The organism is Candidatus Woesearchaeota archaeon (genome assembly GCA_027858315.1).
Taxonomy (GTDB): Archaea; Nanobdellota; Nanobdellia; order Woesearchaeales; family UBA583; genus UBA583.
This window is the reverse complement of record JAQICV010000086.1, coordinates 1-16,123: the sequence shown is the minus strand read 5'-3', so window position 1 is coordinate 16,123 and position 16,123 is coordinate 1. Positions and strand designations below refer to the sequence as shown.

The following is a 16,123-nucleotide window of genomic DNA, read 5'->3' as shown; positions in this document are numbered from 1 at the left end:
TATAAGAAAAAGACAGCTGAAGAGAAAAAAGCTGATAAATCAGACAAGAAAGAAGAGTCTGTATCAGTAAACTCTAAAGTTAGAAATTTTTATGTTGATTCAGTTAAGGCTAACAAAGGTCTAAGAGAAAATAGAGCTGAAATACTTGCATGTGAAAACTTAAAAGAAGCTCAAGACTTAGTATTAAGATTAGCTAACTCAGTTGGTAAAAAAGTAGAAGCAAAATATGATAGTGAGGCAACTAAAGTTACTGAAGCGACTGTAAAAACAGCTAGTTCAGTAGTTGAGAGATATAGACGAAGTAGACTATAAAAAACGTACAACTTAACCTTTTTGGAAAAGTTGTACTATGTTATTAGAAAGACTTTATAAACCAAAACATTCTAAGATTTAAAATGAACAGAATGTAGAAGTCCACTTAGTAAAATGATGAGTGGAAGTTGTAGAAGTATAAATACTTTTATTGAAGGAATATATAAAGATTACTATAAGAAAATAGGATTTTACATAGTAACTATAAAAAGTTAAATATGTGAATATATAGATTTTTAAATATTAGAATAAAAGGAAAATAAAATTATGGGTATGAGTAAATCAATGAATCCAGAAGATAAGGCTGAAATGGCTTTACAAGAAAACGACTATCAAGAAGCAGGATTAAGACTAATTGAATCTTGGGAAAAGAAAGATGGTATGGAACTAGGAAATGGTGTTATCGCTGAAATGGCTGATAAAAACATCTATAATGCAATGGCTCTTGTTAAGTTCTTAGAGAACACTGACAAATCTTTAAATAAAAGATTAAACGAGTATCAAACATCCTCTTATATGGGTGTTACTCCACAAGAGATCGTAAAGGTATTTAGATTCTCCTATGGTAACTCTATCGCACCTGAATTATTTAATTTCTGGGCAATGGACTCTGTAAAAGATTCATTCTTTAAAATTGAGAATAAATATACAGCTACTAAACGTGGTGCAACAGAAGGTGATACTACCTATGAAAGTTATGGTGATGGTGGTAGATATCCTACTTCTTTTGAAGAAGACACTATTACAGGTGACAATATTACAACTAACTTTACTGGAACATTACCAACAGTTCCTCTATTACCATACTCTGTTAAAGTGTTTGGTCCAACAGGAATCATAGCAATTGATGATGGAAATGGTAATTTAAGTGCAACAACTGACCTTGTAATCACAGGTACTATTGACTATACAACTGGTGCATTCGATTATACTTTCGGAACAGCTCCAGCTACAGGTCTTGTATTTACAACTCAATACAACTTTGACTTAGAGCAAGAAACTTTATTTGATGAGATTACAACTTTATCTCTTGATATTGTTCCTTATGACTTTAAAGCTAAGTGGCACTCAATGGAAGCATCTTGGCATACTTTTGCTGAGGAAGTTTCAGAGTCTAAACTTGGTAGAAGTGTAAGACAAGATTTACTTGATTCAATTTCTGATACAATCAGAAAGTCTCAAGATGAGTTCTTCTGTAAACAAGCAACTAGACAAGCAGGTTGGGCAACAGCTATCACTTTTGATACTGACTTTTCAGCTCAAGGTGCAGATAGTGACTATGCTAATGCTCAAGCGTTATTTAGTGAGTTTGAAAACTCTAGAACTCAAACTTATGATGCATTAGGTAGATTCCCAGCTAGAACTAATCTTCTTGTAGGAGCTAAATCTAAAGCATACTTAAGAAAGCTTAAAGGTTATACTGTTAATCAAAATAAAGAAGAGATTGGTTTCTTTAGAGATGGTGATGTAGCTGGATACTCTGTATATGTAGCACCTTCAGCTGTAGTAGCAACTGACGATATCTACCTAATTGGTAAAGGTAAAGACTCCTTATCAACCGATGCGGTAGTTTCCGTAGGAATGTATAAAGGTGAGATTAGAAGTGATGAATTGACTTTTAGTAACTTCAAGAATGCCTTAGGTTTTGGGATGATGATGGATCATAAAATTATGAACCGTAATATGGTAACTCGTATACATCTATCAAACTTATAAAAAGTAAAATAGTAGTACTGAGGTATTGAACCTACCTTAGTAATATGTTAGAATGAATTATCAAGCCTAATAGTATATTAAGAAACTTAGTGAGAATATATTCCTCTAATTAAGTTTGGTTCACTTAGTATATTGTTAGGCTTTTTTAAAAGGAATATAAACAATGAAAGAACTAAAAGAATTAAACTTATCAGAAAAAGAGAAAAAAGATTTTAAATGGTGGCTTGATAGTGGGCTAAAAGAGATTTATGACTATCAAGAAAACTGGAAGTTTGTAACAGATACAAGTAAGAAGTTTACTAATCCTAAAGTATGCTGTATATGTGGAAAACCTATTAAAAAAATAATAAAATATAAGGAAAGTAGTTATTGCAATAAACATTATGAAAATATGCTATATAAAGGGTTAATTCCTAAGCACAATAGAAGGCACCCTAACGAAATAAGAATATATGAAGGTTACTGTTCTATTTTAACTAAAAGTAACAATGGTAGCATAACAGGTGAATTTTTTATAGATGAAGAGAGTTTACTGCAAGTAATTAAGCAACATTGGAGAATAAATACAAAAACAGGTTATTGTGTAACTCATGGTGCAACAGGTTATCTTCATACGTTTTTACTAAAAGCAGAAAATGGAGAAATTATAGACCATATAGATAGAAATAAAGTTAATAACAGACTTTCTAACTTAAGAAGTGTTCCTCAAAGATTCAATAATATAAACTACACTATTCAAAAGAATAATACTACAGGATTTATAGGTTTAACTTATTTAAAGGCATCCAATAAATATGTAGTTAAGATTAATATAGATGGTGTAAATAAAAATATAGGGAGTTACTCACCTATAGAAGAAGCACTAAAAGTAAGACTAAATGCTGAAGTTAAATATTATGGAAAATATTCACCTCAAAAACATTTATTTAAAGAGTATGGAATAGATGACTCACATATACTATATGATGAAGATATAATCTACAAAAGACCTTGTGATATGTTTCTTAAGAAAGCCCTTGAAATATATAAAATGTACATAAAGTAAGTATAATCTCCAAATTGTACTATTATATTATACACTAAGGAGATTTAAATACGATGGCAGTTAATATATTACAAACAGATAGAGAGTTTATACTAGGAATAATTGGTTTTCCAAACATAGAATTAGCTGATACTGGACTTATGACTGATGCTATCATAGATGCCCAAGTAATTCTTCCTAGTCTTCAAGAATACTTTAGATGGTTCCCTATAGAAGAAATTGTTCAAACACAAATGTCATCAGGTAATACAGGAATAGTGATAGACTTTCCAGAGGATACTATAGACCAATTTGTCTATGATGTTAAGGATGTGAGGCTTGCTCAACTTCAAGATACAACCAATGTATATAATGGTAGCAACATATCTAATCCTTTAGTGCAATTTAGAAATATTAGTAAAGGTGGAGGAGGCGGACTAGGTTCGAGAATGGACTATGGATTCAGCTCTATAAGAGGTTCTGAACAGTTTGGAATGGATGCCTATACTAATCAAAATCAAGTATTCTATAATAATGTAGACACTATAAATAAAACAGTTACTTTATATTCTCAAAATCCAGGAATAGTACAAACTACGTTTGCTAAGTATTCTGATAACGTAAACTATGTTAAATACACCTCTAAAAGAGAGTTCTTAGACTTATGTAGAGGAGAATTACTTTTATACTGGGCTAATAATCTCAAGAGAATTAATCCTGAGTTTCCAGTACAATTCAATGTGGATGACTTAGTTTCAGATGGTCAAGAGCTAAAAGACTTAACTATTAAGAAGTGGCAAGGGAAGACCAAGGCCGTGGTAATGAGAAATTAAGATAAATGGCTAGTAATATAGATGAAGCAAAATATACATTAAGACAGATATGGCTCTATACATATAAGAACTATAGATCAAGATTTGAATATAGGGACCGAGATGTGTTAAAAACGGTTCAAGTTAGAGAGATAAAAACATATACTAAAGATCGAAATGTAACACCTGTTAAAAAGTTTGAAATAAGATCTTTTTCATATCCTCAATATTCACCTTATGTACAATTGAAGGGGAAGGGATCTAAGACTCAAAGAAAAGTAAAACATCAGTATGACTGTACATTTCAGTTCGCAAGTCTCGACTGGAATTCTCCTTTTAAATGGAGAATAGGCTCTCAAAGAAGATATCCAGATGATGATTCTAAAATAAACTATAATCAGATAAAGCAACTACATAAAAGTGTAAGAGAAAAGCTTGTTAAAAAATATGGTAAAGGCACTAAAGAATATAAAAAAGCTGTAGCTAGTCATAAGAAAAAAGCAAAATATATTGATAGAGGAGATTATATATCTCAGGTCTTCGGAATAAATGGAGATGCTTATTTCAGAACTCAAGGGAACGCTTATAGATCAGGGAACTTATTCGGTATAGCTTGGAATAAAGAAAAATATGGGGATGGAATGCCTTTTTTTGGTAAACATGACTTAAGAGTAGTAGAACACCTATTAAAAAAAGGTTTAATTAAAAGAGATTAAATAACCTATTTACATAATTGATACTATAATAGTATAATGATATAGAACTTAAAGGAGATTTATATAATGATAAAACAAAGAGTAAAAGAAGCTAGTTCAAGATATGATGATAAAATAGAGGCTATTGAAGATAGTCTAGGTTATGATACAGCTATTAGAGAATGGGAAAAAGGAATTAGTACTCAAGATGCTGAAGAGCATTTACCAGAAGTAGCTAAAGACTTTGATATAGAACTAGGGCCTATTAGTGACAGAAGAGATGTATTTGATGCTATAGAAACTCTAGAGATGTCTATAGGTGCTGAAAGTCTTTTTAAAGAGCTATTTCAATATCTTAGTGACAAAGTAGCCAAATATCTAATAACTGGAATCTATAATGATTATGATTTAGGATATGATGATGATATGTATGAAAGTTCTAAGAGAAGTAAAAAACAGATAGAAAAAACTTTAACTAAAGATACTCTGATAGAGGGAAAATCAATATCTAAAGGTACTAAGGTAGTGATAGAAGAAGCTACTAATACCAAGGAAACAGATCCTAAAATAGAAGAGGCTTTTAATTCTAATGCTGACATAGAAAACTTAGTATATGAAGTACAAGACTTAACTGATAGAAATAATCACATAGAAGCTAGACTATTAGTTGCTGAAGAGTTTGGTATGACTAAGTATTATGATTTATTTACGAAAATAAAAGATATACAAGACTTAGAAGGATATATACCTAATGATGTAGCTACCTATAGATACCAACTAACAAATAGTATGTTAGAAATTATAGAGAAGTTATCAGGAAAAGAAACTAGAGATGCTGTATATACTGCTATGTAAATAAAATAACTTCCCTTATAAAAGTACTATTATAGTATGAGGGAAGATTTAAACGATATAACAGTAGAAAATATAAACTTATTAGAGTTTGTATTAGATGGGCAAACATCATTATACTATAACCAAGATAATAAATTATGGTTTTTTGAGTATGTTGATTTAGAAGAGGAAGGAGAAGAGTATACTATATGTTTTAAAACTACAGATAGTTTACCTTTAAAAGTTAATAAATACATTCTTACAAAAGAAGAGTTTAGTGTTTATGAAGAAATAGTAGAAGAGGAGAGTAAAAATAATGAAAGCTAAATTAAGAGACAACGCTCCTTGGCCTACTCAAAAGTTAAAAACAGGTATTATCTTGAATAAAACTGATTTTACTACTATAGAAGATAAAGTAGTACAAGATTTTATTAGAAACTCTTTATCAAAGACTGTAGAAATAGGGGGTGAAAAACCAGTTAAAGTTACTAAAAGAAAACTAAAAACTGAAGAGCCAAAAGAAATTAAAAAAAGGGTGTTAAAAGAAACGCCTAAAGAAATTGAAAAAGAGACTACTACCAAAACTAAAAAAGTTGAGATAGTGGATAAAGATAATTTAACAGAAAAAGAGTTAAAGAGTACACTTAAATCTGATATAGTAGAGTCATTATTAAAAAAAGGTTTTACTACTGAGGAGTTAAAAGGCTTAAAAAAGAATAGACTTATTGAAGTTTATTTAATAGATAAATTATAGAGTAGAAGGAAGATAAAATTATGAGTATGGTAGGATTTGATTATAGAAGTATTGCTAGACAGTATGGAATTAACGATGATAAGAAAGCTAAGAAGCTCTATATGGAAGCGATGGATATTACTAGAAAACTTTCTGGAGATGTTCCTCAAAATGCTTTAGAAGCACAATTCCCAAAAGAGTTAATGGATAACTATCAGGATGTGTTACAAACGATAACAGATCAAAATCATAGAGAAAGTGTAAAGAAAGGAAACAGTATGAATAGAGTTCAAGAGATGGCATATGATTTTAATTCCATATCACAAGAATTAAGAAGTGGTAAAAATGTAGGTGGATATAAAATAAAGGATGTAGGAAATACATGGATTTTACTAAAGAATGGAAGAAATGTAGGTGAAGCTCGGTTATTTGATAACTTAGTTTTTGATGTTATGACAGGACTAGGAATAACAGAGTCAACTAATAAAAACAGTATGAATAGCAATATGAAGAATAAAACAAAAATTAGAGAATATCTTGAGAGTGATATGCCTTTAGATGAACTTATCAATAAGTATGATTTAGAGGAAGAAGAATCATATTCACAATCTATAATCAATCGTAATACTAAAGACTTTAAAGGTAAGAGAAAAGAGTATGCTGATAAAGATGGTGATCTATCTGGAACAAACGGCTATGGAGCTTCTTATGCACAGGATGGGAGTAATGCTTATGGAACAACCGATGATAAGCAGGAAATTATAGATGCTGAGACAGCTATAGACTCTAATGATAACGAGGGAGTAGAGTAATATGAAATTAACAAAAGATACTTTAATCGAAGGCGAAATAGTTAAGAAAGGTACCAACATATCAATAAAAGAAATAAACTATGGTTTCCAAGGTGATGATAGCAATAGGGACTCTAAAGTAAAGCCTTTTGGTGATACTCGAACTATGAATAAAAATTCTTTAGTAAAAAGAATGTTAAAGAATGATATTACTATGGTAGACCACATGTCTCAAGGTAATCTACTTTATATCTACATATCTTTTGAAGGTAATGGAGAGGCTACTGTAACTACTAAGAATGGATCTATACTTGATACTAATATTGAGAGAGAGGGTGGAAAAGTAAGAGATTTTAAAGATAATGTTTCAGATGAGGATATACTAAACATTTTAATGTATTCTGGAAAATAGAAAAACAAGGTGATACGCTACCTTAAGTGCGAAATTGAAAAGAAGGTAAATCTAGCCTTAATATACTAGATTTTATATAAACAAAAATAGTACAAATAATGTACAAGGAGAATAAAAGTTATGACAGTATTAACACGTTGCTCAAATGGCGTATCCTACGGGAAAAAATACACAGCGGTAGCTCAAGATGCTACAGATGGAGAAATCATAATTGACTTTCAAGTTAGCTATGACTTAGCAGGAGTTGTTCAAGTTTTAAGAGCTGGAGTAGATGTTACAGGCGATGCTGTTATCACATTTCCAGAAGCAGGACAAATATCAATAGCTGATGGGGCTACTTATGCTGTTACAGCAGATGATGTAGTAGTAATAGTTGCTAATAGAAATATTTAGTAGATATTAAGTGTATCCAGCTTTAAATGGAAACTTTAAAGACCAAGGTTGTTAAGTCTCTAAAAGATCAAGGGTGCTTTAGATAGTAGGCTTCTTGTGTTGCTAGAGCGGATCAACACCTTAATCAAAATAAGGCTCAATAAACTTAAGAAGGCTAAGGTTGAAAGATCTTAGCTTTTTTAGTATACTAATATTAAGGGAGAAAAGAAGTGAGTGAAGATAATGATATAGTACAAAAACTAACATCAGCAGAGGTCTATGTAAATTACGTGATCGAGTTTATTGATGAGTATAAACGACAGGTTAAATTAGTAGATAAACACGATATGATACTACCCTCTTATCTAAATAGAGCAATAGCAGAGTATGGAAGTCATAGTGCAACACTAGTATCAGAAGAGGCGAGATTAAGAGGTTATTTAAAAGAAGTTAAAAGAGACTTTGATAAGTGGAACTCTAGAACATTCATGGAAGTTAGAACTAGACTAAATAACGAGTCAACTTCTAAGAAACAAATAGCAGTTAAAGAAATAGAAATGGCTGTTAAAACTTATCATGCAGACAAATACTATGAGTTTACAGAAGCTATGGAGAATACTGAACTTAAAATAGACTATATCCATAATCTAGCCTCATTTTGGAAGAAACAGGATAATATGCTTTCCAACTTATCCTATAATATGAGAAGTGAACTAAAATCTTTGAGTGTACAATCTAGAGCTAATGGTGAAACTGAGCAATCTAAAAGAAGAAAACTAAAAGACTAGTATTGACAAAAGAGTCTCCTTAATATAGGATTAAATAATAAATAAGGAGACTATAAATGAACAATTTTAATAAAACACTAGCAGAAGTAAAAGAAGCCAATGAGGACTTTGAATTTTATCCTACTGACCCAAAAATGCTAGATGTAATATGTAAAGAAATAATTAAGGAAGAATCACATAAATCATCTAACTTATCAATATTAGATATTGGAGCTGGCAATGGCTCGTCTTTAAACTCTATAAAAGAAAAAATAGATGGAAAGTATGGAACTTATCAAAATGACTATATAAGCTCTACTTTATATGCAATTGAAAAATCACAAGTCTTAATAAACTCAATGGATAAAGACTTATTTATTATAGGAACAGACTTTTATCAACAAACATTTATAGATAAAAAGATGGATGTATATTTCTCTAATCCTCCATATTCTGATTTTAAATCTTGGACTATGAAACTAATAAGAGAGTCAAACTGTAATACAATGTATCTTATAATTCCTGAGAGATGGAATAATTCTGAAGAGATAACTTCTTTATTAGACCAAAGAAGAGCAACCTATGAAATATTAGGAAACTTTTCATTTGAAGATTCTATATACAGAAAAGCCAGAGCAAAAGTAGATATTGTGAAAATTAGTTTTAATATTAGTAAGTTTAGAAATAACCGTTCCTATAATTCTAGTGTAACAGTTGATCCTTTCGAGCTATGGTTTAATGAAAACTTTCATATTCAAGAAAAAGAGCCTAAAGAAGTAATTAAAGAAAAAAAAGAAGAGCGTAAAAACACTTTAACTAATAAAGCTAAGATTATAGATAATCTTGTTACATTCTATAGTGAAGAACTAGATAACTTAATTAGTAACTACAAAGCTGTAGAGACTTTAGACTCTAGTTTATTAGAAGAGTTAAACATAAACATTCCATCTTTAAAAGAAGGACTTAAAACTAAGATACAAGGTCTTAAAAATATATATTGGAAAGAATTATTTGACAATTTAGAAGCTATTACAAATAGATTAACTTCAAAGTCTAGGGATTTACTACTATCAACTTTATTAAGAAATACTTCTGTAGACTTTACACATGAAAATATATATTCAATTATCCTTTGGGCTATTAAAAATGCTAATAAATATATTGATAGTCAACTACTTAATTTATATAAAGACTTGACTGAGACTAAAAATATAGTAGGATATAAATCTAATGTTCATATGGTAGATGATACTTGGAGGTCAAACTCAATAAGAGATACTAAAGATAAAGCTCACCACTACAAATTAGATTATAGATGTGTACTAGAAGGTTTTGGTGGGATACATACAGGATATAGCTTTGAACAAGTAGGAAATTTAAGTTTAAGAAGTCATACTGTAATATCAGATATTTTTACTATAGCCAATAATCTAGGATTTACTAATAAAGAAGATTCAAGAAACAGAGAATGGGAATCTGGTAAACCTCAATCTTTTTATACAGAAGATGGAGAGCTACTAGCTGAAATAAAGGCTTTTAAAAATGGAAACATGCACTATAAATTAAATCAAGAGTTTATGAAAAGATTTAATATAGAAGCTGGAAAACTTAATGGGTGGATAAAGTCTCCTAAAGAAGCTAGTGAAGAAATGAACATAAACTTTGATGAAGCAATAACCTACTTTAATTCTAATAGTTATCTACTTAATAGTAATATAAAGTTATTAAGTTAATTGTACTATTATAGTAGATACTAAAGGAGATTACACTTGAGTTTTCAAAGTAAATTAGCAAAAAAAACGAGTCCTTTTATTAGAAAAGTGACAGATATGCATATTGAGTCTCTTGGTACTGAAATAGAGGCTACAAGAGTTTCAATTGTTGAAGATAAATATCATGACAAAGAGTTTTCTGTTACAAGTACAGGTAAGGTTACAGGAATAATAAGTTATCCTGATAATGAGATTCCTATTTTATTTGATACAGCAGACAATACAAACAACTCTTTGACTGTTCACACTTACGAACTTCTCCCGATAGAAGGGTGGTTCAAATTTGCAAACAATTTGAATAAAGGTGATATTATATTACAAAAGATTAAAGTTAATCCTACAGGAGATGTTACCGTATCAAGTAATTTTAGAATTCTTATGCTTCAAGTTGTGGACGTAGTAGGAAAAGCTAGTCTTGAAGTAACATATATAAAGTATACTTTAGCACCTATAACACTATCTATATCAACAGGACTACCAGCATTACAGCCTATTATAGATAACTTATTAAATGCTGTTTGGATAGATTATTAAAAGGAGTACTATTATAATATGACAACTGGAATGAAATTAAAAAAAGACTTAGGTCTAGAAGACTCTCCTCATGTATACATAAGCTATGTGGTAGGAAGCTCTCCAGACACTCTAATTGTGCTATATGATAGTGTTAGAAAAAATATGCCTATATCATCACAGTATATGAAAAGGTATTCTAACATAGCTTTTTATAGAAGAGATAAAGAACTTCGATTATCAGCACCTTTTGATATAGAGAGAAGTAATCATAATGTAAATACTGGTATGATTTTAGTTTATGATATTGCTATGTCAGCAATGACTAAAAAATATGAGTCTAAGCTTATAGGAGCCAGTACAAATGACTTTTTAAACAAAGTTGAATCTATACACTACTATGAGCATGGAACGCTTGTAGCACCTTTATTTAAGCACTACGTAGGTAAGATAAACGAGATTACCTTAAAAGACTTAAAGGATGCTAAAACTTCAGCTATATCACCTAGTACTTTAGATTGGAGAAAAGATAGAAACAAAGCTGGTTATCTAGAAAATAGGTCTTCAAAAATTGTGGATTGTACAATATCAGAAGGTGATGATAGTTTTACTTTTACATTTCTTAGTGAGAGTACAGAAGGACAAACTAAGTTTTCTAAAGAAAGAGGCTATAACTATGATGATCCTAAAGGTGAAGTTTCTACAGATAATCTCAGTATAAAGAGTAACAAATCCAAACTTTACGAAGTCCAGATCAAGTTTTTAGGACTAAAAGAGTTTGTAGAATATTTAAAAACAACTCCTGAAGGTAAGGTAAGTAAAAAAGATATAGCTTATTTAATAGAAAATTTTGATTGTCAAATATTCTCAAACTCTCCAGCCTATCAATATCAAGGTTATAACTATATCTGTAGTCAATTAGACTTAAGTATATTTCCTACTAGTATTCCATCAAAACAGTGGATGCCAAAAACCTTTAAAGGAGAGTTTATGTTATCAAAACATCTCTATGGAATTATACAACAGATATCTTTTTTCAGTCAAATCATGGCTCAAATGCTAGGAACTAAGTTAAAATCTAGGGGGCTAGTATAATGCCATCATTTTTAGATACAACCAACTTCTTAAATGTAGTATATGCTTTAAATATAAAATTAGAAGAGCATTTTGCTGAGTTAGGATTAAACAGTGAACTAGATAGAATTGTCTATGCTAAGAAAGATTTTTGTTTTAGAGAAAGAGCTAAAAGTAATCCTAAAGCAACTAGTTTAAACTTTCCATTTATGCAATATGCAGTAACTAATATAGATTCTAATACAAGTAGAAATAATTATTTTTCTAATGAAGCTAATATCTCAGGAATATACTTAGAGGGAACAGGTAAGAAGGTTAGAGTAGCTCCTATTAAAGTACAGTACTCTTTGAACTTCTTTTATGAGAGGTTTGACGATGCTTTATATGCATACAATAGATTGATCCTAGACAACTCAAATGAAACCATTCTATATCCTCAATTAACTATGAAAGATATAGATGATAATGATGTAACTTTTCCTGTTTCTGCTTTTCTAAACTATTCAAACTTTAACTTAGATCAAGATTTATACTCTTCCTCTGAGAATGACTGGTTAAAAAGTAATAATATCCATGTACTAGAGATTAGTGGAATTAGTTTTGATACTCTAGCTCTAACTACAGATGGTACAGAGAATGTTTCAATAACAGATGAAGTAATTCTTGAGTTTCTATCAACAAAAACAGGATATATGGGTGAGCTAGGAGATAAAGATACTTTAAGTCCTCAAGAGCTAATAACTCAATATTTTACATAAGGAGAATAAAATGAAATTAACAAAAGACCACTTTATAGAAGGAAGAATAATTAAAAAAGGAACTAATATTAGTATAATTAATGAGGCTAAACAAGTAGGCACATCCTATCATTTTACGAAGCTCAAAACACTTAAAGCTATCCTAACCAGTAATTCACTGTTAGCTCCTAGAAATACAGAAATGGAAATATCTGGAATTATGTATCCTTATATATCACTAACAAGAGACTATAATTTATCTAATGGTGATTCAGAGTTTATGCCTTGGGGAGATATAAGAATATCAATAGATGGTGATAGTGTTTCAGATAAGTATAGAGTAGTACCTTTTGTAGACATGAGATTTTTGACTTCAAATGATAGGAAGCAAGGTAGATCTGAGAGTGAAAACGCTATATTGACTAAAGAGCTTACTAATTTATCTAAATATACATTACAAATAGATATGCTAGAAGATGCATTTTTTATGTTAGATGTAGACTATCCAGAGCTTAAAAACACCCTTACTAGAGATACTAAGAATCCTAGAAAGTTTATACAAGAGTCTACAGGACTAGTATTTCAAGTAGTGAAGAATTTTCTACCTTATAAATATCAAAAAGCATAAATAATCTATCTCGACTCTTCATACTATTATACTATAACAAAGATGTAATAGTAAGGAGACTAAATCTATATGGCGTTACCTTTAACAATAGGATCTAATCCAGCAGACATAACTATTTCTCACTCACAATGGGTAAAAACTCACTCAAGTGTAAATGTAGGAATTGTAAAGAATAGAAATGCTGAAGAGCAAGAAGTTTATCTCACCTATCTAGTAGCAGGATCAACAGCCCCGCCAACTTTAGAAGGCCAACCTATATGGAAGGTTCACACCCCTGCTGTAAAAGTATCAGATGGAGTAACTCTAAGAGATATCTATGTTTGGACTGTGAAAACTGATGCAGAAATAACAGTGGAGGCTTAATTAGTATGATAGATAGATCAAATATAATAGAAATAGGAATAGGCTCAGCAGGAGGTGTAAACTCCTCTGTAGAATTAAGAATCGAACATTTAGAGGGTATAATATATGAAGTCGAAATCTTTGAACTCATTGAGTCAGGAACAACGGGAAGCATTACAAAACCAACGGACAGCACAATCATCTTGGATCAATACGAAGATGCAGGAGACTGCCTTATCTTCCAAGTTGACACGACGGGTACTAAGCCTATTAACAAAGTCGCTGTTGATTCTAGTGGGATTGCTATCGCTAGTACTCTTGATATCGCTGGGGCTTATACATTTTCAGGAACTCCAGACGCTTATCCAGTCGCTTTAATATATCAGATACAGATTAAGGGTATTGATTTAGGTAATATCACCTTAAATAACGTTATAGATCAATCCGAGATTAATACAGCCGATAGAGTTACTTATGGTAATACAAATATGGATGCTTTAAATGTCAAAGAAGGTATTGACGAATTAAAAAATATTACAACTATAACAAAAGACCCTACTGGATTCTTTGAGCCTGAAAACTTAGTTATTAATTACGACTCTACAGCTAGAACAGTAACAATTACAACAATGACAGAAGCATATTTTAAAGGTAAATTAGTTCCTGAGTTAGTTAGTGGATGGACTTCCACGGCTCACGATGTAGCAAGCGGAGCATACTTTTTATATTATGATGGCACTTCCTTTGTTTGGTCAAATACCCCGTGGACTTTTGATTTATTACAAATAGCTTATACTTATGTTGATGGGGTAAATTTCGGATTAAGAGAATGTCACGGACTTATGCCATATACAACACATTTAGAACTACATAAAACAATAGGAACTTATTTAGATGCAGGTGGGGATTTATCAGGTTATACTTTAGACAGTACAACTTTAAAAAATCCAGTTGTTTCAGCTTGCACAATCTACGATGAAGATATTAAAACAGTTAATGCAACAAATAACAGTAGCGTATATACTCAATTTTATAATGCAGGTGCTGGAGCAACTTCCACTTTTCAAATAGATCAAACTGCAATAGTTCCAGTATTAGTAAATCAACCATATTATAATCAATTTACGGGTGGAGCATGGCAACAAACTTTATTACCTGTTAGCAATTATATGGCATTATGGCAAATAGCTATTCCAACAACATCTGATGCCGAAAGTCAAAAGTTTAGATTTATATGGGTGCAAGGTCAAACGGCAGGAACATTATCACAGATACAAGCGTTATCTCCGTCTAATGTAAACCTAGGAGACTTATCATTATTATCCCCTGAATTTGTTTTTATCAATAAAGTTATTATCAGATATATCGGCGGGAATTGGAGCATAACATCAGCCGAAAAGATTACAGGAACTAAGACAAGTCAATCACTATTAACAGGTGCATTTTTATCTAGCGTTGCAGTTGATACAACTTTAACAGGAAATGGCACGGCAGTTAGTCCTTTGAGCGTAGCAGTAGCACAGCCCAATATAACAAGCCTTGGAACTTTGACAGGGTTAACTGTAGCAGGAAACATAATCCAATCAGCAGGGGTAACTTCGTTAAAAGCTACTACTATTACAGGAGCTTTAGGATTAACAGAGCAGCTAACAACGCCAACAGCCGTAGCAAACGAAGGTAAAATATACACTAAAGCAGATAATAACCTATATTTTCAGGACGGGGCAGGAACTGAGCATGAAATCGCATACGTTTAATATAAAATAAGTAACTGGCACTAAATAATACAGTGTCAGCTTTCATAAAGTACAAGGAGAAATAATGCAAGATTTACTAATAGAATTTAAACCACAACTACTTAAGATATTATCTTTTTGTACAATACCTTTCATAACATTTCTAATTTCTTTAGCTCATGTTTATGTATGGGGTAGAATGCTTAATGTTTTAAAAAGTGATACGAGCAAAAACGTTTTAGGTTTCATCACTTTATTAGGTGCCACACTGTACTATTTCCTTTTCGTTAATCCTTCAGCTGATTTATATCAACAAATATGGAATATAGGAATTTATACAGCAATAGGAACTCTATTCTATGTACTATTAGGATTTAGATTCTATGACAGTATAGAGAAGATGATAGATAAAGTAACGAAAACTAAGAATAAAACTAAAAGAAAGTAAGACAAAATAATAAAAGTACTATTATAGTATAATAAGGAGAAAAGGGAAATAATGAAAATTGAATTAAACGGGCCATTAACAAATTTAGAGGGTAAAGCTATGCAAGATACTAGTATAGCTAAATTAACAGCAAACGTAATAGGATCTGAAAAATCAGAACTAGATACTGTAAAGGCTTATGTACTAGCCCAAAGTCTATATAATGGGAAAGCTATTGATGTCGAAAAAGACACTTTAGAGAAGATTAAAAATGCTATTGAGAAAACAGAGACTTTAGTAGTATTTGGAAAAGCTCAAATAATTATGAAAATTAATGAAGAATTAAAAAACTATAATGAAAAGTAATTAAAAATAAGTTTCAAATAGGGGGTAATCTATTTAGTAGATTAGTACTATATTACTAGA

At 30.9% G+C, this 16,123-nt stretch carries 21 protein-coding genes; all 21 read left to right on the top strand.

The features are described from left to right. The coding region (locus PF569_08270; protein MDA3856227.1) for a hypothetical protein at positions 1-312 on the top strand (312 nt) is incomplete at its 5' end. 273 nt (positions 313-585) lie between these two features. After that, positions 586-2,028 (top strand): hypothetical protein, encoded by a 1,443-nt coding sequence (locus tag PF569_08265; protein ID MDA3856226.1) that lies wholly within the window; start codon positions 586-588, stop codon positions 2,026-2,028. Between the two features lie 163 nt (positions 2,029-2,191). Further along, positions 2,192-3,073: an HNH endonuclease gene (locus PF569_08260; GenBank protein ID MDA3856225.1), complete on the top strand. Its 882-nt coding sequence runs from the start codon at positions 2,192-2,194 to the stop codon at positions 3,071-3,073. Between the two features lie 53 nt (positions 3,074-3,126). Then, positions 3,127-3,885, top strand: a complete 759-nt coding sequence (locus tag PF569_08255; GenBank protein MDA3856224.1) for a hypothetical protein — start codon at positions 3,127-3,129, stop codon at positions 3,883-3,885. A 5-nt stretch (positions 3,886-3,890) separates the two neighbouring features. Beyond that, entirely contained in the window at positions 3,891-4,580 is a 690-nt protein-coding gene (locus PF569_08250; GenBank protein MDA3856223.1) for a hypothetical protein, read from the top strand. Positions 4,581-4,646: 66 nt separating this feature from the next. Next, positions 4,647-5,414 carry a hypothetical protein gene (locus PF569_08245; GenBank protein MDA3856222.1) on the top strand — a complete coding sequence of 256 codons (768 nt, stop codon included), beginning with the start codon at positions 4,647-4,649 and terminating at the stop codon, positions 5,412-5,414. Between the two features lie 36 nt (positions 5,415-5,450). Then, positions 5,451-5,720, top strand: a complete 270-nt coding sequence (locus PF569_08240) for a hypothetical protein (protein ID MDA3856221.1) — start codon at positions 5,451-5,453, stop codon at positions 5,718-5,720. Continuing rightward, positions 5,710-6,147, top strand: coding sequence for a hypothetical protein (locus PF569_08235; protein ID MDA3856220.1), 438 nt, complete (start codon positions 5,710-5,712; stop codon positions 6,145-6,147). Before PF569_08240 ends, PF569_08235 begins: the two co-directional genes overlap by 11 nt. A 26-nt stretch (positions 6,148-6,173) precedes the next feature. Beyond that, positions 6,174-6,938, top strand: a complete 765-nt coding sequence (locus PF569_08230) for a hypothetical protein (GenBank protein MDA3856219.1) — start codon at positions 6,174-6,176, stop codon at positions 6,936-6,938. Position 6,939: 1 nt separating this feature from the next. Next, on the top strand, positions 6,940-7,329 hold the full coding sequence (locus PF569_08225) for a hypothetical protein (protein MDA3856218.1): 390 nt from the start codon (positions 6,940-6,942) through the stop codon (positions 7,327-7,329). Between the two features lie 120 nt (positions 7,330-7,449). Further along, positions 7,450-7,722: a hypothetical protein gene (locus PF569_08220; GenBank protein MDA3856217.1), complete on the top strand. Its 273-nt coding sequence runs from the start codon at positions 7,450-7,452 to the stop codon at positions 7,720-7,722. A gap of 209 nt (positions 7,723-7,931) precedes the next feature. After that, on the top strand, positions 7,932-8,489 hold the full coding sequence (locus PF569_08215) for a hypothetical protein (protein MDA3856216.1): 558 nt from the start codon (positions 7,932-7,934) through the stop codon (positions 8,487-8,489). Between the two features lie 56 nt (positions 8,490-8,545). Continuing rightward, the gene (locus PF569_08210) at positions 8,546-10,201 is read left to right on the top strand and encodes a DUF4942 domain-containing protein (protein MDA3856215.1); all 1,656 of its coding nucleotides are present in this window, start codon (positions 8,546-8,548) and stop codon (positions 10,199-10,201) included. A gap of 87 nt (positions 10,202-10,288) precedes the next feature. Next, positions 10,289-10,774: a hypothetical protein gene (locus PF569_08205; protein MDA3856214.1), complete on the top strand. Its 486-nt coding sequence runs from the start codon at positions 10,289-10,291 to the stop codon at positions 10,772-10,774. Positions 10,775-10,792: 18 nt separating this feature from the next. Next, positions 10,793-11,848 carry a hypothetical protein gene (locus PF569_08200; GenBank protein ID MDA3856213.1) on the top strand — a complete coding sequence of 352 codons (1,056 nt, stop codon included), beginning with the start codon at positions 10,793-10,795 and terminating at the stop codon, positions 11,846-11,848. Further along, positions 11,848-12,585: a hypothetical protein gene (locus PF569_08195; protein ID MDA3856212.1), complete on the top strand. Its 738-nt coding sequence runs from the start codon at positions 11,848-11,850 to the stop codon at positions 12,583-12,585. Before PF569_08200 ends, PF569_08195 begins: the two co-directional genes overlap by 1 nt. 10 nt (positions 12,586-12,595) lie before the next feature. After that, the gene (locus PF569_08190; GenBank protein MDA3856211.1) at positions 12,596-13,192 is read left to right on the top strand and encodes a hypothetical protein; all 597 of its coding nucleotides are present in this window, start codon (positions 12,596-12,598) and stop codon (positions 13,190-13,192) included. 69 nt (positions 13,193-13,261) lie between these two features. Continuing rightward, positions 13,262-13,555, top strand: a complete 294-nt coding sequence (locus PF569_08185) for a hypothetical protein (GenBank protein ID MDA3856210.1) — start codon at positions 13,262-13,264, stop codon at positions 13,553-13,555. Positions 13,556-13,560: 5 nt separating this feature from the next. Further along, entirely contained in the window at positions 13,561-15,291 is a 1,731-nt protein-coding gene (locus PF569_08180) for a hypothetical protein (GenBank protein MDA3856209.1), read from the top strand. Positions 15,292-15,355: 64 nt separating this feature from the next. Then, positions 15,356-15,718: a hypothetical protein gene (locus tag PF569_08175; GenBank protein ID MDA3856208.1), complete on the top strand. Its 363-nt coding sequence runs from the start codon at positions 15,356-15,358 to the stop codon at positions 15,716-15,718. Between the two features lie 51 nt (positions 15,719-15,769). Continuing rightward, positions 15,770-16,063 (top strand): hypothetical protein, encoded by a 294-nt coding sequence (locus PF569_08170; GenBank protein ID MDA3856207.1) that lies wholly within the window; start codon positions 15,770-15,772, stop codon positions 16,061-16,063. Positions 16,064-16,123 lie beyond the last annotated feature (60 nt).